We start from the raw sequence: 19489 nt of genomic DNA, 5'->3' as shown, positions 1-19489 counted from the left end.
AGACTAAAGAACTAAAAAATCTATCTGTTTCTTTTCATTCTCTGTATTTTTTATAGCTTCTGCTGCATGGGCATAAAGTTGCCTTTTGAATCATAATTCAGAAAATATCATAATATCTCATTTCACTAAATAGTAGTGAACGGCAGGTATATGTGATGGGTTAAAAAAGATCTCTAACTGAAGGGTTTTTCAAAATATTTGAAACGTTAGTAGGTTAGTAACGTACAGAGATATGGGAGGTGGAGGAATGAAGCAGAATAAAAGAAAGCATCTTCAGACATTATTTGAGACATTAGGCGAAAAACATCAGTTTAACGGGACGGTTCTGGCTGCGGAGGGTGGCGATATTTTATATCACCACTCTTTTGGCTATGCGGAAATGACGGAAAAACGCCCGTTGAAAACCAACTCTTTGTTTGAGTTAGCGTCTTTGTCAAAGCCTTTTACAGCATTGGGAATCATCTTGCTGGAGGAGAAGGGGATTCTTGGCTATGAGGATAAAGTGGATCGCTGGCTGCCCGGTTTTCCGTATCAGGGCGTAACGATTCGGCATTTATTGAACCATACGTCAGGGCTTCCTGATTATATGGGATGGTTTTTTGCCAATTGGGATTCACACAAGATTGCGGTGAATCAGGATATTGTCGATATGCTGATGAATGAGGGGCTATCTGGTTATTTTGAACCGAATGAAGGCTGGATGTACAGCAATACGGGGTATGTGCTGCTGGCGGTTATCATTGAAAAAGCATCTGGCATGAGCTATGCGGATTTTATGAAAACAAGTATTTTTTCACCGATCGGCATGAATGAAACAAGAGTGTATAACAGGAGGCTTTCGCCTGAGCGAATTGATCATTATGCATATGGATATGTGTATGATGTACATTCCGAAACATACGTCCTCCCTGATGAGCTGGAGGAAACGAACTATGTTGTGTATCTCGATGGCATACAGGGAGATGGGACGGTGAACTCTGTCACAAGCGATTTGTTTCGATTTGATCAGGCTTTATATCAGGACGATTTCATCAGCAAGGCTTCTAAGGAATCTGCGTTTTCTCCAGTGCGCCTCAACAATGGAGAAACAATTGATTATGGCTTTGGCTGGGTACTGCAAAATAGTCCTGAAAAAGGGCGGATTGTCAGCCACAGCGGAGGATGGCCCGGCTATTCGACGTTGATGATCCGATATATCGATCATCGTAAAACGCTGATCTATTTGAGTAATAAGGAAGAGGATACTGAATATGAACAAGCGATTCTGAAGGCGGCGGAACATATTCTATTTGGCCAGCCATATGAGGTCCCGGAACGTCCTGCTGATAAAAAGAAAAAAGCAATTGATGCGGCGATATACAGCCGCTATGTTGGCAGCTACCTGTTGCAGGATGGGACGGCTGCACAGGTGACAGCCGAGAATGAACGGCTTTATTTGGAGATCACCGGGCAGCTGAGACTGGAGTTATTTCCTTCCTCGGAAACCCGTTTCTTTCTGCGATCACTGTCTGTTGAAATTGAATTCATGTTAGGTGTGGATGCTGCGAAAAGCTTTATCCTCTATGAGGATGGCTCAGAGGAAGAAGCGGTCCGTACGAAGTAGAAAGGAATGAATTTGATGATCGGAATATTAGCCGGAATGGGGCCGAAATCGACCTCACCGTTTATTGATAAGGTGATTGATTACTGTCAGAAGCTGTATGGGGCTTCAAACGATATTGACTACCCGCACATGATGATCTATTCATGCCCGACGCCCTTCTATGCAGATCGTCCAATTGACCATGACGAGATGAAAAAAGCGATTATCGACGGAGCGGTAAAGCTCGAGAAAACAGACGTGGATTTCATTGCGCTGCCTTGTAATACGGCGCATGTCTACTATGAAGAGATTCAGCAGGCACTGTCGGTTCCTATGTTGCATATTGTTGAGGAAACGATAAAAGAGATTCCGCATCCTGCAAAAAAAGCGGTGGTTTTAGGAACAGAGCCAACCATCCAATCCGCCATCTACCAAAAAGTTCTGGAGGAAAATGGACAAGAAGTTGTTCACAAGGACCATTGGCAGCAGGCTGTGAACCAGCTTATCGCCGCAATCAAACAGCCAAATCATATGCAGCATTCAAAAGCATTGTGGCAGACGCTATATGAAGAAATCAGTCAGCATGCAGACATCATCATTTCAGCCTGCACGGATTTAAATGCGGTGTTAGATCATACTCAAAGTGAGATTCCGATTATAGATTCCTCTGCCTGTCTTGCCAAAAGCACTGTCAGCACATATCTTGCTTATCAAAGCTAGCTTCAGACAAGGACTGTCTTCAAACAGTCCTTGTTTTTTTATGTTCCTATTGTTTGACAGTTAACTGCAATGATGTTAAAGTAAACATGTAAATAGTTACATGATTTTTTCTGAAGGTGAGGTGGTTCTCGTGAAGAAGCCGGTTTTAAAACCATTCGCCTCTTTAGAAATCAAGGTTGATCCGCCTATCACGATTGGTGAGACAAGCCTGGGACTGAGACGATTCATTCCGATTCGTTCGGGAACAATAACCGGGGAAGTAAAGGGACGTATTTTGCCGGGCGGTGCCGATTCGCAAATGATTCGCGCTGACGGCAGAACCGATTTGTCTGCCAGGTATGTGATCGAAACAGCAGATCATGAACTGATTTACATTGAAAACAATGGAATACGGCAAGTCAGCGAGCCGTTTCGAAAACAAGCGGCAGCCGGGGAAATTATTGATCCGGAGCATGTTTATTTCCGTACGGTACCGACGTTTGAAACAGGCAGTGAAGCCTATCAATGGCTCCATGACCGCTTGTTTATCGGTTCCGCAGAAAGAACCCCTGATTACGTTCGACTAGACATTTATGAAGTGCAGTAAAAGACTAAGGAGAGTGTGAAAAATGGAAAACTTTATCGGAAGCCACATGATTTATACGTATGAAAACGGCTGGGAATACGAGATTTATATTAAAAATGACCATACAATTGATTATAGAATTCATAGCGGAATGGTTGCCGGACGCTGGGTTCGGGATCAGGAAGTGAATATTGTCAAACTGACAGAAGGCGTATATAAAGTGTCTTGGACAGAGCCGACTGGCACGGATGTTTCATTAAACTTTATGCCAAATGAAAAACGCATGCACGGCATTATTTTCTTCCCGAAATGGGTGCATGAACATCCTGAAATTACGGTTTGCTACCAAAATGACCACATTGATTTGATGGAAGAATCCCGCGAAAAATATGAAACGTATCCAAAATACGTTGTACCTGAATTTGCGGAAATTACATTTCTGAAAAATGAAGGAGTCGACAACGAAGAAGTGATTTCGAAGGCTCCTTATGAGGGAATGACAGACGATATTCGCGCGGGAAAATTATAATAAACATAAAAAACCCGGAAAAGAGAATTACTTCTCTTTTCCGGGTTTTCTTTTTGCTGAGTATGCGGGAACCATCACAATTCCCGCGAAAAACAGTATGATGCCAGTCCAGCACATAGGCTGGTAATAGACTGTGTCCCGTAAACATACCACGGCCGACAAAATAATGATACAAGCTGCCACAACAATGGCAGCACCAATGTATCCTGTTTTCCCCATATTTATTCTCCTTTTGAAGGGAATAGCTTCTGCCTTTTTTCAGATTCGGGATCGTTTTCGATCGTAATCTCTGAGTCTAAAATCAGCGTCTCTCTCGTTTCTTCATGATACGCCGGCCAATTCACAGCTTCGGTGCTTGGGTTTCCTGTTTTAGCGAACGTGATCCACGCTGATTGTATCGTGTGAGAAAGCTGTTTCACCTCATCCGTAATCTCCGCTTTTGCCATTCGTTCCAATCCGTCCAGATTTCCAAAGACAAAAGGAAGCTCTAATGCGTGAAACGCTTTATTGTACGGCGGCTTCTCCGGGTGCCAATCGAACCTGTACATCCAGACAGGGGTGTAATGAGACTGTGCGGATGCATAGGCGACGGCAGGGCGCCAAAATAATAAATCAGTCATCATATGAATTTGGCTTTCCAGAGAACGCGGATACAAATCGGCAGCTTTCTCTGCCAGCGGCTTCCCTAGTAAATACTCGAGTGCTGCATCAAGCGTTTCCTGAGAATGAACGTCTGAATCCGGGGTGAAAAATAAATATCCTTCATCACGGGTTGTTCCAATCAATAGCGGAATGCCGGAAGCAGCCCCTTCTGCGATCGCTTTTTCTGGTTCTTCAGGCAGCGTTTTTGGATCAAGGGCGGGCTGGAAGAACAGCTGAAAGATATTTTCTTTTTCTGCAATCCGAAGCTGATCAGCCGCTTTTAGCAAATCTTCCGCAGAAACCGTATGCAATTGATCCAGCTGGCTCTCATTAATTCCAAGGACTTGTAAAAAGGCAGCCGCAGTGCTTGCCGCTTGTTCTTTTGTCATTGTTCGGGAAGCGCCGCTTTCCATGATCGCTTTCTGGAACAGGCCTTTTGCCGCAGGCATAGCAAGCAGCGCGGCAATGCTCATGCCGCCGGCGGATTCTCCAAATACTGTTACGTTATCGGGATCACCGCCAAACGCTGAGATATTCTCTCGCACCCATTTCAGTGCGGCGGCTTGGTCTAAAAGCCCAAGGTTATCGGAATACGCCTCATCAAATGAAGACAAGTGCAAAAAGCCAAACGGCCCCAGCCGATAGTTCAGTGTAACGACAATGACCTCTCCCTGCGCCGCAAGTTTTGATCCGTCATACAATGGCTCACTGCCTGCGCCGAGATAAAAAGCGCCTCCGTGAATCCAAACCATGACAGGCAGGTTTTGGCTTGGAGTGTCAGGCGCAAATACATTGACAAACAAGCAATCCTCGGACTGGCGGGGCAGCTCAGTATACGAAAGTGACAGCAAATCAGACGGCTGCGGGCAAATAGGGCCGTATGCTGTGGCATCAAGGACATCTTCCCACACTTCAGGCGGCTCAGGTGCTTTAAAACGCCATTGTCCGACAGGCGGCTTGGCATAGGGGATGCCTTTCCACTTATGTACGCTGTTTTCCGTTGTGCCCTTTACTTTGCCGTATTGAGTCGTTACTATTTGATGAGTCATCGTGTTCTCTCCCTTTTTCCCCCATTATAAACAGATTTACCCTGCAGATGCGAACGTTAGCCCTTAACCGATCATCATCTTCCCATTGTTTTTAAAAAGGATTTGACTTCATAGACAGTCAAGCCGATTTCTCTTGCTTCCGCCATCAGCGCTTTCCATTCTTCTATATTGGATTCCGTCAATTTACGGTTGCGGTAAGAGGCAGTTTCAGGCTGTTCTTTCTTTAGCCTGTTCGTAAAAGTGAACAATTCTTCCTTTTCCATCCCGGCTTGTACGGCTTGCACTAAATGTACGCGCCATTCTTCTTCACCGCCGCTGATTTTTTCATACATCATTGTTTCTGCGTCAAATAATTCTGTTAATTCAACTTCCAGTGTGGCAGAAACTTTTTTTAAAAATTGAACGGACGGATTCGTGTGAACGCCTCTTTCAATTTTGCTTAAATAGGATTTGGATACGCCTGACTCAACAGCCAGCTGATTAATAGAATAGCCTTTTCTTTTACGGTACAAACGGATAATTCTTCCAATCATAATATGAAATTCTCCTCTATTCCTGTCGTTATTTCGTTCATTATAAGGAATGTTTCGTTCTTTATAAAATTTAAAATAATAAGGGAAGTGCAGTAAATTAGAGGAAAATCATGATTTTGTTCTCTAAAGAGAACTTATTGGCTTATTTTGCAATTTTTAAATAATAACGTTTTCTTTTATAATCCAATCATTAACAGAAAGGGGCGCGGGAAGCCAGCCGCGGGAAGGCTGAAGGCTATGAATACATGAATGAGAATATGAGTTTCAAAGAATTATATGCGATTGTCAGACACAGATTCGTGCTGATTCTGCTCATCACAATCGGCGTCACCCTTATGATGGGTTTTGTGCAATTTAAGGTCATTTCACCGACCTACCAGGCGTCGACACAGGTGCTGGTTCATGAATCAGACGGTGAAGAAAACTCGAATCTCAGTGACATCCAGCGAAATCTTCAGTATAGCAGCACGTTCCAATCGATTATGAAAAGCACTGCCTTGATGGAAGAAGTTAAGGCGGAATTGCACCTATCTGAATCGGCTTCCTTGCTGAAAGGAAAAGTGGTTACCAGCAGTGAAAATGAATCAGAAATAATCAACGTTGCCGTTCAGGATCACGATCCGGCGAAAGCAGCTGAGATTGCGAACACGTTAGTGAACAAGTTTGAAAAAGAAGTAGATGAAAGAATGAATGTACAAGGCGTACATATATTATCAGAGGCGAAGGCTTCTGAAAGCCCGATGATCAAGCCGGCCAGGCTGCGAAATATGGTCATGGCTTTTGGCGCTGCTGTCATGGGCGGCATTACACTGGCATTTTTTCTGCATTTTCTCGATGATACATGCAAAAGCGCACGGCAGCTCAGCGAGAGAACCGGATTGCCATGCTTAGGCTCCGTTCCTGATGTCCACAAAGTGCGGAATCGCGGGATAAAACATTTCGGGGAGTGAAGCGAGTGATCTTTAGAAAAAAGAAAGCAAGGCGGGGTTTGGCTCAAATATCTGTTTTACACAATAAATCAGTTGTTGCGGAACAATATCGCACCATTCGGACAAACATTGAGTTCTCATCTGTCCAGACCAACTTGCGATCTATCCTCGTCACCTCCTCTGTGCCTGGTGAAGGTAAATCGTTCAGTGCAGCGAATCTTGCGGCTGTCTTTGCGCAGCAGCAGGAAAAGAAAGTACTGCTGGTGGATGCCGATTTAAGAAAGCCGACCATCAATCAGACGTTTCAGGTTGATAATGTAACCGGGCTGACAAATGTGCTGGTCGGCAATGCTTCACTCAGTGAGACGGTGCAAAAGACGCCGATTGATAACTTATATGTACTGACAAGCGGGCCGACCCCGCCAAACCCGGCAGAACTGCTGTCTTCAAAAGCAATGGGAGACTTAATATCTGAGATCTATGAACAATTCAGCCTCGTCATCTTTGATTCCCCTCCGCTTTTGGCTGTTGCAGATACTCAGATTCTAGCAAATCAAACAGACGGCAGCGTGCTCGTCGTTTTAAGCGGAAAAACAAAAACCGATACCGTTCTGAAAGCAAAAGATGCACTGGAACAATCCAATGCGAAGCTGTTAGGCGCTCTTTTAAACAAAAAGAAAATGAAAAAATCGGAACACTATTCCTACTAGTTTTTGTAAAGGTGATGTCTCCTGACCTGTATCAATGGAGGCACTCGGCTCTGCTGTGGGCAGCTGAAGTTGCTGCCTTAGATGCTGGTCGTCGCTGGCGGGGCGTGAGGATGGGTTAAATGCCCACTTATCTGATATATACATAGGACGTATTGTCGGTTTAGCTGCTGCCGATTTTTTGGAGAGACGAAAACCGCCGCAGCTAAACCGATAAAAGAATTAGGGGGGGAAAGGTTGAGTTACCGGAGAAGACTGTCAATGATTATTGCGCTGGATACTTACCTCGTTTTAAATTCAGTTATTGCAGGATATCAATTTTTAAAGGATTCCTATCAATTTTATGACTCCGGAGCATTACTGCTTACCGCTGTCAGCTTGCTCCTCAGCTATCATGTGTGTGCTTTCCTGTTCAATCAGTATAAACAGGTGTGGACATACACCGGGCTTGGCGAGCTGATTGTCCTACTTAAGGGGATTACGCTTTCCGCCGCTGTGACCGGTATCATTCAGTATGCTGTGTATCATACGATGTTCTTCCGTCTGTTAACCGCGTGCTGGGTGCTTCAGCTTTTGTCTATTGGAGGGACCCGTATTTTATCTAGAGTATTAAACGAAAGCATCAGGAAAAAACGCTGCGCCTCGTCCCGCGCGCTGATTATCGGGGCGGGCTCAGGTGGGACTCTGATGGTCAGGCAGCTGCTTTCGAAAGATGAACCTGATATCATACCTGTCGCTTTTATTGATGACGACCAAACGAAGCATAAATTAGAAATTATGGGGCTGCCCGTAATCGGCGGTAAAGAAAGTATCATGCCTGCGGTGCAAAAGCTCAAAATTAATTATATTATTATTGCCATTCCTTCACTCCGCACCCATGAGCTTCAGGTGTTATATAAAGAATGTGTGCGAACCGGAGTAAGCATTAAAATTATGCCTCATTTTGATGAAATGCTGCTTGGCACACGAACTGCCGGACAAATCAGAGATGTAAAGGCTGAGGACTTGCTCGGCAGAAAGCCGGTAACCCTCGACACTAGCGAAATTTCGAACCGCATCAAAGGAAAAACAGTTCTTGTCACGGGAGCGGGCGGATCAATCGGCTCGGAAATCTGCCGTCAGATCAGCGCGTTTCAGCCTAAGGAAATTATTCTGCTCGGCCATGGGGAAAACAGCATTCATTCGATTTATACAGAGCTGAATGGACGATTCGGCAAACACATTGTGTTCCATACGGAAATCGCTGATGTGCAGGACCGCGATAAAATGTTTACCTTGATGAAAAAATACGAGCCGCATGTTGTCTATCATGCAGCTGCCCATAAGCATGTGCCTTTAATGGAACACAATCCAGAAGAGGCGGTCAAAAACAATATTATCGGAACAAAAAATGTCGCGGAAGCAGCCGATATGTCGGGAACTGAGACATTCGTGCTGATTTCATCGGACAAAGCGGTGAACCCAGCCAACGTAATGGGGGCGACAAAACGATTCGCAGAGATGATTATTATGAATCTTGGGAAAGTCAGCAGAACCAAATTTGTTGCTGTTCGCTTCGGCAATGTACTCGGGAGCCGCGGCAGCGTCATTCCAATTTTCAAAAAACAGATTGAAAAAGGCGGCCCGGTGACAGTAACACATCCGGCAATGACCCGCTATTTCATGACGATTCCCGAGGCATCAAGGCTTGTGATTCAGGCTGGGGCACTGGCGAAAGGGCGTCAAATTTTCGTTCTCGATATGGGAGAGCCCGTAAAGATTGTGGATCTTGCCAAAAACCTCATTCATTTGTCCGGCTACACGACTGAGCAGGTTCCAATCGAATTCACTGGCATTCGTCCGGGCGAAAAAATGTATGAAGAATTGCTGAACAAAAATGAAGTCCATGCTGAACAAATCTTTCCAAAAATTCACATCGGTAAAGCGGTGGACGGCGATTGGCCGGTGCTGATGCGCTTTATCGAGGATTTTCATGAGCTGCCGGAAGCCGACCTGAGAGCGAGGCTGTTTGCTGCAATCAATACATCAGAAGAAATGACGGCTGCCAGCGTTCATTAGGGGGAGTGAAAATGACGAAAAAGATATTGTTTTGCGCGACTGTTGATTATCATTTTAAGGCCTTTCACCTCCCTTATTTTAAATGGTTCAAGCAAATGGGCTGGGAGGTTCATGTCGCCGCGAACGGACAAACCAAGCTGCCGTATGTGGATGAGAAATTCTCCATCCCGATTCGCAGGTCACCTTTTGACCCTCAGAACCTGGCCGTTTATAGGCAGCTGAAGAAAGTGATTGACACCTATGAATACGACATTGTCCATTGCCATACACCGGTCGGCGGCGTTCTCGCCAGACTGGCGGCGAGGCAGGCACGGCGGCACGGAACAAAGGTGCTGTACACAGCGCACGGATTTCACTTCTGCAAAGGGGCACCGATGAAAAATTGGCTTCTTTACTATCCGGTTGAGAAATGGCTTTCAGCATATACAGACTGCCTGATTACGATTAATGAAGAGGATTACATACGGGCGAAAGGACTTCAAAGGCCGGGCGGAAGGACGCAGAAAATTCACGGCATTGGCGTCAACACCGAGCGTTTCCGGCCTGTCAGTCCGATAGAGCAGCAAAGACTCAGAGAAAAGCACGGGTTCTGTGAAGATGATTTTATATTGGTTTATCCGGCTGAGCTCAATCTGAACAAAAACCAGAAGCAGTTAATTGAAGCCGCAGCCTTGCTAAAAGAAAAAATTCCTTCGCTCCGCCTTGTGTTTGCCGGGGAAGGGGCAATGGAACAAACGTATCAAACGTTAGCTGAAAAGCTTGGTGCCTCCGCCAATGTCTGTTTTTACGGCTTTTGCAGCGACATACATGAGCTGATTCAGCTTGCGGATGTATCTGTCGCATCCAGCATTAGAGAGGGCCTCGGCATGAATGTGCTTGAGGGAATGGCGGCAGAAAAACCGGCGATCGCCACAGATAATCGCGGGCATCGGGAAATCATTCGCGACGGAGAAAACGGTTTTCTGATCAAAATCGGTGACAGTGCTGCTTTTGCCCGCCGGATTGAACAGCTTTACCATAAGCCGGAGCTCTGCCGAAAGCTGGGACAGGAAGGCCGAAAAACAGCCTTGCGCTTCTCGGAGGCGCGAACGGTGGAAGAAATGGCAGATATTTATTCCGCGTACATGGATATGGATACAAAGGAGAAAAGCGTATGAACTCAGGACCGAAAGTTTCTGTCATTATGGGCATTTATAATTGCGAACGCACTTTGGCAGAAAGCATAGAATCCATACTCAGCCAATCCTATAAAAATTGGGAGCTGATTTTGTGCGATGATGCGTCAACAGACGGCACGCTCCGCATCGCGAAGCAGTATGCCGCTCATTACAGCGACCGCATCAAACTGATTCAAAACAAAACAAATAAGCGGCTTGCCGCATCATTAAATCATTGTCTTTCGCATGCGACAGGCGATTATATCGCACGTCAGGACGGAGATGACCTTTCGTTTCCGCGCCGTCTGGAAAAGCAGGTCGCGTTTTTAGAAAAGCACCGACACTATCAGGTGGTTGGCACCGGCATGCTTGTGTTTGATGAATTTGGCGTAAGAGGCGCCCGCATTCTGCCTTCTGTTCCGGAGCCGGGCATCATGGCAAAAGGGACCCCATTTTGCCACGGCACGATTATGATGAGAGCGAGTGCCTACCGCACGCTGAAAGGCTACCGGTCGGTGCGGCGGACGAGACGAATGGAAGATATTGATTTGTGGCTTCGCTTTTTTGAAGAGGGCTTCAGGGGCTATAATCTTCAGGAAGCCTTGTATAAAGTGAGGGAAGACAGCGATGCATTCAAACGGCGGTCATTTACGTATTCAATCGACAATGCCATCCTTGTCTATCAGGCGTGCAGACGCTTGAAGCTTCCTTTATCTGATTACATATATATCGCAAAACCGTTAATCCGCGCGTTTATGCCTGCAGCCGTGATGAATCGCTACCATAAAAAAAGAGTGATGAACCAAAAGGAAGGGCTTGTCAAGCATGAATAGCAGCCAAAAACGCGTGCTCCATGTTCTCAGCGGCATGAATAGGGGCGGCGCGGAAACCATGGTGATGAATTTATATCGGAAAATGGACAAAAGCAAAGTGCAATTTGACTTTTTAACGTATCGAAATGATCCGTGCGCTTACGATGAAGAGATTTTATCTTTAGGCGGGCGGCTTTTTTATGTCCCGAGCATTGGGCAAAGCAATCCCCTTACATTTGTGAGGAATGTGAGAAACGCGATAAAAGAAAACGGGCCGTTCAGCGCCGTTCATGCGCACACGGATTTCCAAACGGGTTTTATCGCCCTTGCGGCAAGGCTTGCCGGAGTGCCGGTCAGGGTATGCCACTCCCACAATACGTCTTGGAAGACCGGCTTCAATTGGAAGGATCGCTTGCAGCTGCTGGTGTTCAGGCGGCTCATCTTGGCGAATGCGACAGCGCTGTGTGCCTGCGGAGAGGATGCGGGCAGGTTTTTATTTGGACAGTCCAATATGGAGCGGGAGCGTGTTCACCTTCTTCCAAACGGGATTGACCTTGAGTTGTTCGCCCCAAATGGGCAGGCGGCTGATGAAGAAAAAGCAGCACGCGGCATTGCAGCCGACCGGCTCATCATTGGCCATGTGGCCCGGTTTCATGAAGTGAAAAACCACGCGTTCCTGCTGAAACTTGCCGCACATCTCAAAGAAAGAGGCGTTCGCTTTCAGCTCGTTCTGGCGGGAGACGGGCCGTTGCGCGGGGAGATAGAGGAGGAGGCGCGGCAGCAGAATTTGCTTTCAGACGTCCTCTTTTTAGGCACGGAAGAACGGATCCATGAATTGATGCGCACATTTGATGTATTTGTCATGCCGTCTCTGTACGAAGGCTTGCCGGTTGTGCTTGTGGAAGCGCAGGCGTCGGGGCTTCCATGCATCATTTCAGACAGCATTACAGAAAAAGTCGACGCCGGTCTCGGGCTTGTCACAAGATTAAGTCTTTCTGAGCCGATCAGCGTCTGGGCTGAAACCATTGCAAGGGCGGCCGCCGCAGGCAGGCCGAAGCGTGAGTTCATCAAAGAAACACTCGCTCAACTTGGCTACGATGCACAGCAAAATGTAGGAGCGCTGCTGAATGTATACAACATCAGCACGGAAAAGGACCATAACCGATGATTGTATATGCCGTCAATATGGGGATTGTATTTATTTGGTCTTGGTTCGCTAAAATGTGCGGCGGCCGTGACGATTCGCTTGCCACGGGGTATCGGCCGAATAAGCTTTTGATCTGGATTCCGCTCGCTTCACTTGTGCTCGTGTCAGGTCTCCGCTATCGAGTCGGCACGGATTTTCAGACGTACACGCTGCTGTACGAATTGGCGGGCGATTATCAAAATGTGTGGCAGATATTCGGTTTCGGCACTGCGAAAACAGCGACAGATCCGGGGTTTACCGCATTCCTTTGGCTGATGAATTTCATCACGGAAGATCCTCAAATCATGTATTTTACGGTGGCGGTCGTGACCTACAGCTTTATTATGAAGACACTCGCCGACTATGGCAGGCCGTTTGAGCTGAGTGTCTTTTTGTTTTTGGGAACCTTTCATTACTACGCGTCTTTTAACGGCATCAGGCAATACATGGTCGCAGCTGCTTTGTTTTGGGCGATCCGTTATATCATCAGCGGGAACTGGAAGCGATATTTCCTGATTGTGCTGGTCAGCTCTCTCTTTCATTCGTCGGCGCTGATTATGATTCCGGTGTACTTTATTGTCAGAAGAAAAGCCTGGTCACCGGCGATATTCGGCCTATCCGCTTTATTTCTCGGCATGACATTTTTATATCAAAAATTTATTTCTGTGTTTGTCGTTGTACTTGAAAACAGCTCATACAGCCATTATGAAAAATGGCTCATGACGAACACAAATGGAATGAATGTGATCAAAATCGCTGTGTTGGTTCTGCCGCTGTTCCTTGCATTTTGCTATAAAGAACGATTGCGGAGTCTGTGGCCGCAAATCGATATTGTCGTTAATTTGTGCCTGCTTGGTTTTTTGTTCGGCCTTTTGGCAACAAAGGACGTGATTTTTGCCAGATTCAATATTTATTTCGGTCTGTATCAAATGATCTTAATCCCTTATTTTGTAAGAATATTTGATGAAAAATCGAACGCCCTTATCTATATCGCTATTGTTGTTTGTTATTTTCTTTACAGTTATTTGCTTATGCCGGTTGATTCATCCGTTCTGCCTTACAGAACGATTTTTTCCCGGTAATTTATGCAAGAGGAGCCGGTCATTATGGAAATACCTGCGGTTAGTCTGTTAGTCGCTGTTTATAACACAGAAACATATATCAGAACGTGTCTCGAATCACTGCGGAACCAGACAGTGGACAATATAGAAATCATCATTGTTAATGACGGTTCAGCAGACGCCAGCCCGGATATCGCCGAAGAATACGCCAAAATGGACAACAGGTTCAAGGTGATTCATCAAGAGAACCAGGGTCTCGGTGCGGTTCGGAATAAAGGCATTGAGGCGGCACGCGGCGAATTTATCGCGTTTATCGATTCAGACGATTGGATTGAGCCTGATTATTGCGAGCAGATGCTCCGGGCAGCAGGCGATAAAACTGATCTGGTCATTTGCAATTACGCCGCAGAGTTTGAGGACACTGGCAAAACCATGGACTCAGACATTGCCCAAACCTATCAGGATCAGCCGAAGGAGCACTATATCAAGGCGTTATTCGAAGGGAAGGTCAGAGGGTTTTCATGGAACAAACTGTACAGAAGAAGCATGATTGAAGCCCATCGGCTGTCGTTTCCGCTCCGAGGCGAGCTGGAGCATGTCGAGGATCAGTTTTTCAGCTTCAGGGCTCATTTTTTCGCCCGCTCAGTATCCTACGTAAAAACGCCGCTCTATCATTACCGAATTCACCTTTCCTCCATTGTTCAGCGCTATCAGAAAAAATTGTTTGAATCAGGACTTGCGCTGTATGAGGCGAATGCGGCGTTTTTACAGGAGAACAACAAACTGGAGGAGTATCGCAAGGAGCTTGATACCTTTATCGTTCTTCACAGCAGCATCTGTATGCTGAATGAATGGAAAACGAGCGGCAGCCGCCGGCTGTTTGAAAAGCTTAGAAATGTTGGCGTGATATGCGCGAACCCGGTGTTTCAAGAAAGTCTTTCAAAAACGGGGACAGCGCCTTTTGACGCAAAACGGTCATGCCTGCTTCTGATGGCGAAATACAGAATGATTCCGTTCGTCGCGATGGCATCGGCTGTGTATCAGCGGGTGATCGAGTACAAAATGAGAAACAGAGGGTGAGGACATGTCGTTACAATCGTTGAAAATCAATTTTGCAGAATGGCTGCTGCTTAAGGTCAAATACCCGTCCCAATATTGGCTGGGAGCGGCAGATCAGCCGATAAAGGCCGCAGCACATCAGAAAAAAATCATACTGACCCTGTTGCCGTCCCATGACAATTTGGGAGATCATGCAATTGCTTACGCCAGCAAGGCATTTCTTGAGCAAGAGTACCCGGACTTTGACATCGTCGAGGTCGATATGAAGGACATTTACAAATCAGCAAAAAGCCTGATCCGCTCGCGCCATCCGGAGGATATGGTCTTTATCATCGGCGGCGGAAACATGGGGGATTTATACCGTTATGAGGAGTGGACGCGCCGCTTCATCATTAAAACATTCCATGACTATCGGGTTGTCCAGCTTCCGGCAACGGCTCATTTTTCTGACACGAAAAAGGGGCGCAAAGAGCTGAAACGGGCACAGAAAATTTATAATGCGCACCCCGGCCTATTGCTCATGGCACGGGATGAAACAACGTATCAATTTATGAAACAGCATTTTCAAGAAAAAACAATTTTGAAGCAGCCGGACATGGTGCTGTATTTAGATAGAAGCAAGACCCCCGCAGAACGCGAAGGGGTTTATATGTGTTTGCGCGAGGATCAGGAAAGCGTGCTTCAGGAGGACCAGAGGAACCGGGTCAAGGCTGCGCTATGTGAGGAATTCGGCGAGATCCAATCCTTTACGACAACGATCGGCCGCCGGGTCAGCCGCGATACACGCGAACAAGAACTTGAAGCACTGTGGTCTAAGCTGCAAAGCGCAGAAGCCGTCGTCACTGACAGGCTTCATGGCATGATTTTTTGCGCGCTGACAGGAACGCCGTGTGTTGTCATTCGCTCCTTTGACCATAAGGTAATGGAGGGCTATCAATGGCTTAAAGACATCCCGTTCATGAAGCTGATAGAACATCCGGAGCCAGAGCGCGTAACAGCCGCAGTCAATGAGCTTTTAACAAAAGAAACACCCCGTGCCGGCTTTCCGAGAGATGTGTATTTTAAAGGTCTGCGTGACAAAATCAGCGGTGAAGCGCAATGACCCCGCTCGTCAGCATTATTGTCCCGATGTATCATGTTGAACCATTTATAGGGGAGTGCATTGATTCTTTGCTTCGTCAAACGCTTTCTGATATTGAAATCATCCTCGTGAATGACGGAACACCGGATCGTTCAGGCGAAATTGCAGAGGATTATGCAAAACGGGATGCGAGAATCCGGGTCATTCATCAGGCAAACGGCGGGCTTAGTTCAGCGCGAAATACGGGAATAAAGGCTGCGCGGGGAACTTACATCGGCTTTGTAGACGGAGACGATTATGTATCATCCGCCATGTTCCAGAGGCTGGCTGAAGAAGCGGAGCAAAATCGGCTCGACATCGTCGGATGCGGTTTTTACAAGCAGTCATCGGACAGGCGGACATATGTGCCGCCGCAGCTTGAGGCAAACCGCGTGCTGACAAAACGAGAAATGACTGAACGGCTTAAACATGCTCACGAAACGAGATTTATCTGGTATGTATGGCGTTATCTTTACCGCCGTGAGCTTTTTGATAGGGCGAATCTGATGTTTGATGAAGACATCCGTTTTGCTGAAGACTCTCCCTTCAATTTGTCCGCTTTTTGCGAAGCGGAGCGGGTGAAAATGCTTGATGAGGGATTGTACATTTATCGTGAAAACCCGAACAGCCTGACAGAAATCCCTTATAAGCCGGCGATGGATGAACATCTTCAAAAACAATATCAAGCTAAAATCGCATTCTACAATCACTATGGCTTAGCAGGCGCATGCCAAGAAGATTTGAATGTGTACATTTGCAGGCACCAGCTTCCGATGCTTTTGGCAAATGCCTGTGCTTCTCCGAATTCGCCGAAAGACATCAAAAAGAAGATCAGACAGATTTTATCCTATGACATGGTGCGGCAGGCTGTCAGACATACACCGTTTCAGCATGAGAAATTATTAAGAGGAGAGCGTTTGGTATTAGCACTGTGTAAATGGCGGCTCACTTTTCTCATCAAGCTGTTTTTCGAGCAGCGGGGGAAAATGAAAGGCAGTGCGAAGCAGGCATGAAATTCACGATAAATTTCAGCGCTAATCTCACGGCTTTTCTGTTGTCTGTTTTCCTATCGGTTTGGATGACGCCTTTTATTGTCAAAACGCTCGGTGTGGAAGCGTTTGGCTTTGTTCACTTGACACAAAATGTGATTAATTACTTTTCGATTATTACCGTGGCGCTCAGCTCGGTTGTCGTTCGGTTCTTTTCTGTTGCTGCCCACAGGGAAGAGCGGGAGAAAGCAAATGCGTATATCAGCAATTATTTAGCGGCCTCTGTTTTGATTTCATTGCTGCTCTTGCTGCCGCTTGCGGGTTCGGCTTTTTTTATTGACCGCGTCATGAATGTGCCGCAAGCGCTTTTGGCTGATGTGCGTTTGTCGATTTTAATCGGCAGTTTGCTGTTTATTTTAACGTTTCTGATGGCGGGTTTCGGCGCTGCACCATTTTATGCCAACCGCCTTTATATCACCAGTTCCATTCAGGCGGTGCAAATGCTTATACGGGTGCTGTCTGTGCTGCTCCTGTTTGCATGCTTTGCGCCGAAAATCTGGCAGATCCAGCTTGCAGCTTTAGCTGGTGCTGTTATTGCGTCTGTGCTGTCTTTCTATTTCTTCAAAAAGCTGATTCCGTGGTTTTCGTTTCGTATGAAGGATCTTTCATTCCGCACAAGCAAGGAGCTGTTTCAAGCGGGCGCATGGAGCTCCGTCAATCAAATCGGCGTCCTGCTTTTTTTGCAGATTGATCTGTTAACCGCCAATTTGATGCTGGGGGCGTCCGCATCCGGGAAATACGCGGCGATTATCCAGTTTCCGCTGCTTTTGCGCAGCTTGGCCGGAACGGTCGCATCCCTGTTTGCGCCCATCATGACTTCATATTATTCAAAAGGCGATATGGAAGGATTGATGAATTACGCCAATAAGGCAGTAAGGCTCAATGGTCTTTTGCTTGCACTTCCTGCTGCCTTATTGGGCGGATTGGCGGGACCTTTTCTGACAATCTGGCTCGGACCGTCCTTTTCAACGATAGCACCGCTTTTATTTATTCATGCCGGATACTTGGTTGTCAGCCTCGCCTTTATGCCGCTGTTTTATATATGGACCGCTTTTAATCAACAAAAAACACCGGCGATTGTTACCCTGCTGTTAGGTGCGGTGAATGTGGTGCTGGCGGTCACGCTGAGCGGGCCGGCTCATCTCGGTCTGTACGGCATAACATTGGCAGGGGCCATTTCTCTTATTTTAAAAAATGCCATCTTTACGCCGCTTTACGTATCCCGCATTACAGGCTACAAAAAGCACGTGTTCTTTAAAGGCATAATCGGGCCTCTTTCAGCCGCTGTATTTGCCTGGACGGTCTGTAAGGCAATTCAATTCTTTGTGAAGATTGACGGCTGGCCGTCACTGATAGCGACGGGAGTGACAGTCAGCTTTTGCTACGCTGTTTTCGCTTTTATGCTCGTTTGTACAAAAGAGGAAAGACAGCTGGTATTAAAACGGTTTCGAAAAATGAAAGGAGCTGTGAATCTTTGATCCTGAAACGACTTTTTGATCTGACGGCCGCCATTTTTTTGTTGTGCTGTACAAGTGTGATCATTCTGTTCACCATCGCCGTTGTCAGGCTGAAAATAGGATCACCTGTCTTCTTTAAGCAAGTAAGGCCGGGCCTGCACGGCAAACCGTTCACCCTATATAAGTTCCGGACAATGACGGATGAACGGGACGGTGAGGGAAATCTGCTGCCCGATGAAGTCCGGCTGACGAAAACGGGCAGGCTGATCAGAAAGCTGAGCATTGATGAGCTTCCGCAGCTCCTGAATGTCCTGAAGGGCGATCTGAGCCTTGTCGGGCCGCGGCCGCTTTTGATGGACTATCTGCCTCTTTATACAGAAAAACAGGCACGGCGCCATGAGGTGAAGCCGGGTATCACAGGCTGGGCGCAAATCAATGGCAGAAACGCGATTTCCTGGGAAAAGAAATTTGAATTAGATGTTTGGTACGTTGACAACCGGTCATTTTTTCTCGATTTGAAAATTTTATGTTTGACGGTGCGAAAGGTCCTTGTTTCAGAAGGGATTCAGCAAACCAATCATGTGACCGCGGAACGGTTTACCGGAAGCGGAGATGTGTCCTCATGAAAAACGTGGCCATTGTGGGTGACGGCGGACACGGAAAGGTGATCAGGGAGCTGATAAACGCCCGCTCAGATACGCGCTTAGCCGCGGTGCTGGATGATAAATTCAAAACGTTCGAAGGCGGAAAGGAATGGTACACAGGACCGCCGGAAGCCGTTACTGAACTGCGCAGGCTCATTCCTGATGTGCTGTTTCTGATTGCTGTTGGGAATAACAGTGTCAGAAAACAGCTGGCGGAGCGACTGGGACTGAAGAAAGATGATTTTATTACATTGGTTCACCCGTCAGCCATCGTCAGCAGGTCGGCTGTCATTGGGGAAGGGACAGTGATTATGGCTGGCGCGATCATTCAGGCGGATGCGCGCATCGGCGCTCATTGCATCATCAATACGGGTGCAGTGGCAGAGCACGACAATCAAATCAGCGATTACGTTCATCTGTCCCCGCGTGCCACGCTGTCAGGAGCGGTTTCCGTTCAGGAAGGCGCTCACGTCGGAACCGGTGCATCCGTCATACCGCAGATCATAATCGGGGCTTGGAGCATTGTCGGAGCCGGCTCCGCGGTGATCCGTCCCATACCGGACAGGGTAACGGCGGCCGGTGCTCCGGCACGCATCATTTCTTCCATTCAAACATCAAACAAAGGATGAT

Annotated in this window: 20 protein-coding genes; 17 read left to right on the top strand and 3 right to left on the bottom strand. The window is 46.9% G+C overall.

Features of this window, described 5'->3' with window-relative positions; all coding sequences use genetic code 11:
* Positions 1 to 247: 247 nt before the first annotated feature.
* From NSQ09_RS02075 to padC, 4 genes are all read left to right on the top strand, one after another.
* Positions 248 to 1603: a serine hydrolase gene (locus tag NSQ09_RS02075; RefSeq protein WP_341030500.1), complete on the top strand. Its 1356-nt coding sequence runs from the start codon at positions 248 to 250 to the stop codon at positions 1601 to 1603.
* Between the two features lie 15 nt (positions 1604 to 1618).
* The gene (gene racX, locus NSQ09_RS02070; protein ID WP_306372903.1) at positions 1619 to 2302 is read left to right on the top strand and encodes a broad specificity amino-acid racemase RacX; all 684 of its coding nucleotides are present in this window, start codon (positions 1619 to 1621) and stop codon (positions 2300 to 2302) included.
* A 130-nt stretch (positions 2303 to 2432) separates the two neighbouring features.
* Positions 2433 to 2888: a DUF3237 domain-containing protein gene (locus NSQ09_RS02065; protein ID WP_129137954.1), complete on the top strand. Its 456-nt coding sequence runs from the start codon at positions 2433 to 2435 to the stop codon at positions 2886 to 2888.
* 22 nt (positions 2889 to 2910) lie between these two features.
* Positions 2911 to 3396, top strand: a complete 486-nt coding sequence (gene padC, locus NSQ09_RS02060; RefSeq protein WP_015384708.1) for a phenolic acid decarboxylase — start codon at positions 2911 to 2913, stop codon at positions 3394 to 3396.
* 27 nt (positions 3397 to 3423) lie between these two features.
* Here the strand turns inward: padC and NSQ09_RS02055 are convergent, their stop codons facing one another.
* The 3 genes from NSQ09_RS02055 to slrR all read right to left on the bottom strand — a co-directional run bounded on the left by NSQ09_RS02055 (position 3424) and on the right by slrR (position 5620).
* On the bottom strand, positions 3424 to 3615 hold the full coding sequence (locus tag NSQ09_RS02055; protein WP_048654998.1) for a hypothetical protein: 192 nt from the start codon (positions 3613 to 3615) through the stop codon (positions 3424 to 3426).
* A 2-nt stretch (positions 3616 to 3617) separates the two neighbouring features.
* Positions 3618 to 5087, bottom strand: a complete 1470-nt coding sequence (gene pnbA / locus NSQ09_RS02050; protein ID WP_284929264.1) for a para-nitrobenzyl esterase — start codon at positions 5085 to 5087, stop codon at positions 3618 to 3620.
* Between the two features lie 74 nt (positions 5088 to 5161).
* Complete coding sequence (slrR, locus tag NSQ09_RS02045) at positions 5162 to 5620, bottom strand: HTH-type transcriptional regulator SlrR (protein ID WP_014480956.1); 459 nt, start codon at positions 5618 to 5620, stop codon at positions 5162 to 5164.
* 245 nt (positions 5621 to 5865) lie between these two features.
* Between slrR and NSQ09_RS02040 the strand changes: the two genes are divergently transcribed.
* From NSQ09_RS02040 to NSQ09_RS01980, 13 genes are all read left to right on the top strand, one after another.
* On the top strand, positions 5866 to 6570 hold the full coding sequence (locus NSQ09_RS02040; RefSeq protein WP_041333241.1) for a YveK family protein: 705 nt from the start codon (positions 5866 to 5868) through the stop codon (positions 6568 to 6570).
* A gap of 5 nt (positions 6571 to 6575) precedes the next feature.
* A complete protein-coding gene (epsB, locus tag NSQ09_RS02035; protein ID WP_041333238.1) occupies positions 6576 to 7259 on the top strand; it encodes a protein tyrosine kinase EpsB in 684 nt (227 codons plus the stop codon).
* A 234-nt stretch (positions 7260 to 7493) separates the two neighbouring features.
* Positions 7494 to 9314 (top strand): polysaccharide biosynthesis protein, encoded by a 1821-nt coding sequence (locus NSQ09_RS02030; RefSeq protein ID WP_171518537.1) that lies wholly within the window; start codon positions 7494 to 7496, stop codon positions 9312 to 9314.
* Positions 9315 to 9325: 11 nt separating this feature from the next.
* Positions 9326 to 10471, top strand: coding sequence for a glycosyltransferase family 4 protein (locus NSQ09_RS02025; protein ID WP_041333237.1), 1146 nt, complete (start codon positions 9326 to 9328; stop codon positions 10469 to 10471).
* On the top strand, positions 10468 to 11304 hold the full coding sequence (epsE, locus tag NSQ09_RS02020; protein ID WP_003244557.1) for a glycosyltransferase EpsE: 837 nt from the start codon (positions 10468 to 10470) through the stop codon (positions 11302 to 11304). Before NSQ09_RS02025 ends, epsE begins: the two co-directional genes overlap by 4 nt.
* The gene (locus NSQ09_RS02015) at positions 11297 to 12451 is read left to right on the top strand and encodes a glycosyltransferase family 1 protein (protein ID WP_021480649.1); all 1155 of its coding nucleotides are present in this window, start codon (positions 11297 to 11299) and stop codon (positions 12449 to 12451) included. The genes epsE and NSQ09_RS02015 overlap by 8 nt, the downstream gene beginning before the upstream one ends.
* Positions 12448 to 13551, top strand: coding sequence for a biofilm exopolysaccharide biosynthesis protein EpsG (gene epsG / locus NSQ09_RS02010; RefSeq protein WP_041338909.1), 1104 nt, complete (start codon positions 12448 to 12450; stop codon positions 13549 to 13551). The genes NSQ09_RS02015 and epsG overlap by 4 nt, the downstream gene beginning before the upstream one ends.
* A 24-nt stretch (positions 13552 to 13575) precedes the next feature.
* Positions 13576 to 14610: a glycosyltransferase family 2 protein gene (locus NSQ09_RS02005; protein ID WP_041338912.1), complete on the top strand. Its 1035-nt coding sequence runs from the start codon at positions 13576 to 13578 to the stop codon at positions 14608 to 14610.
* 4 nt (positions 14611 to 14614) lie between these two features.
* Positions 14615 to 15691, top strand: a complete 1077-nt coding sequence (locus NSQ09_RS02000) for a polysaccharide pyruvyl transferase family protein (RefSeq protein ID WP_041351735.1) — start codon at positions 14615 to 14617, stop codon at positions 15689 to 15691.
* Entirely contained in the window at positions 15688 to 16722 is a 1035-nt protein-coding gene (locus tag NSQ09_RS01995) for a glycosyltransferase (protein WP_041351734.1), read from the top strand. The genes NSQ09_RS02000 and NSQ09_RS01995 overlap by 4 nt, the downstream gene beginning before the upstream one ends.
* A complete protein-coding gene (locus NSQ09_RS01990) occupies positions 16719 to 18236 on the top strand; it encodes an MATE family efflux transporter (protein ID WP_341030495.1) in 1518 nt (505 codons plus the stop codon). Before NSQ09_RS01995 ends, NSQ09_RS01990 begins: the two co-directional genes overlap by 4 nt.
* Entirely contained in the window at positions 18233 to 18841 is a 609-nt protein-coding gene (locus tag NSQ09_RS01985) for a sugar transferase (protein WP_015251185.1), read from the top strand. The genes NSQ09_RS01990 and NSQ09_RS01985 overlap by 4 nt, the downstream gene beginning before the upstream one ends.
* Positions 18838 to 19488: an acetyltransferase gene (locus NSQ09_RS01980; RefSeq protein WP_341030493.1), complete on the top strand. Its 651-nt coding sequence runs from the start codon at positions 18838 to 18840 to the stop codon at positions 19486 to 19488. Before NSQ09_RS01985 ends, NSQ09_RS01980 begins: the two co-directional genes overlap by 4 nt.
* Position 19489 lies beyond the last annotated feature (1 nt).

The organism is Bacillus sp. FSL W8-1202, from assembly GCF_038006165.1.
GTDB classification, from domain to species: domain Bacteria; phylum Bacillota; class Bacilli; order Bacillales; family Bacillaceae; genus Bacillus; species Bacillus subtilis.
Note: the sequence above shows the minus strand (reverse complement) of the source record. Positions and strands in the feature narration are given on the sequence as shown.

Excerpts from the sequence above, each read along its gene's own strand:
- NSQ09_RS01995 (WP_041351734.1), top strand. The coding sequence starts at position 15,688 with ATGACCCCGCTCGTCAGCATTATTGTCCCGATGTATCATGTTGAACCA.
- slrR (WP_014480956.1), bottom strand. The coding sequence starts at position 5,620 with ATGATTGGAAGAATTATCCGTTTGTACCGTAAAAGAAAAGGCTATTCT.
- NSQ09_RS02040 (WP_041333241.1), top strand. The coding sequence starts at position 5,866 with ATGAATGAGAATATGAGTTTCAAAGAATTATATGCGATTGTCAGACAC.
- NSQ09_RS02025 (WP_041333237.1), top strand. The coding sequence starts at position 9,326 with ATGACGAAAAAGATATTGTTTTGCGCGACTGTTGATTATCATTTTAAG.
- NSQ09_RS02000 (WP_041351735.1), top strand. The coding sequence starts at position 14,615 with ATGTCGTTACAATCGTTGAAAATCAATTTTGCAGAATGGCTGCTGCTT.
- padC (WP_015384708.1), top strand. The coding sequence starts at position 2,911 with ATGGAAAACTTTATCGGAAGCCACATGATTTATACGTATGAAAACGGC.
- NSQ09_RS02075 (WP_341030500.1), top strand. The coding sequence starts at position 248 with ATGAAGCAGAATAAAAGAAAGCATCTTCAGACATTATTTGAGACATTA.
- NSQ09_RS01980 (WP_341030493.1), top strand. The coding sequence starts at position 18,838 with ATGAAAAACGTGGCCATTGTGGGTGACGGCGGACACGGAAAGGTGATC.
- epsE (WP_003244557.1), top strand. The coding sequence starts at position 10,468 with ATGAACTCAGGACCGAAAGTTTCTGTCATTATGGGCATTTATAATTGC.
- NSQ09_RS02055 (WP_048654998.1), bottom strand. The coding sequence starts at position 3,615 with ATGGGGAAAACAGGATACATTGGTGCTGCCATTGTTGTGGCAGCTTGT.
- epsG (WP_041338909.1), top strand. The coding sequence starts at position 12,448 with ATGATTGTATATGCCGTCAATATGGGGATTGTATTTATTTGGTCTTGG.
- NSQ09_RS02005 (WP_041338912.1), top strand. The coding sequence starts at position 13,576 with ATGGAAATACCTGCGGTTAGTCTGTTAGTCGCTGTTTATAACACAGAA.
- racX (WP_306372903.1), top strand. The coding sequence starts at position 1,619 with ATGATCGGAATATTAGCCGGAATGGGGCCGAAATCGACCTCACCGTTT.
- pnbA (WP_284929264.1), bottom strand. The coding sequence starts at position 5,087 with ATGACTCATCAAATAGTAACGACTCAATACGGCAAAGTAAAGGGCACA.
- NSQ09_RS02015 (WP_021480649.1), top strand. The coding sequence starts at position 11,297 with ATGAATAGCAGCCAAAAACGCGTGCTCCATGTTCTCAGCGGCATGAAT.
- NSQ09_RS01990 (WP_341030495.1), top strand. The coding sequence starts at position 16,719 with ATGAAATTCACGATAAATTTCAGCGCTAATCTCACGGCTTTTCTGTTG.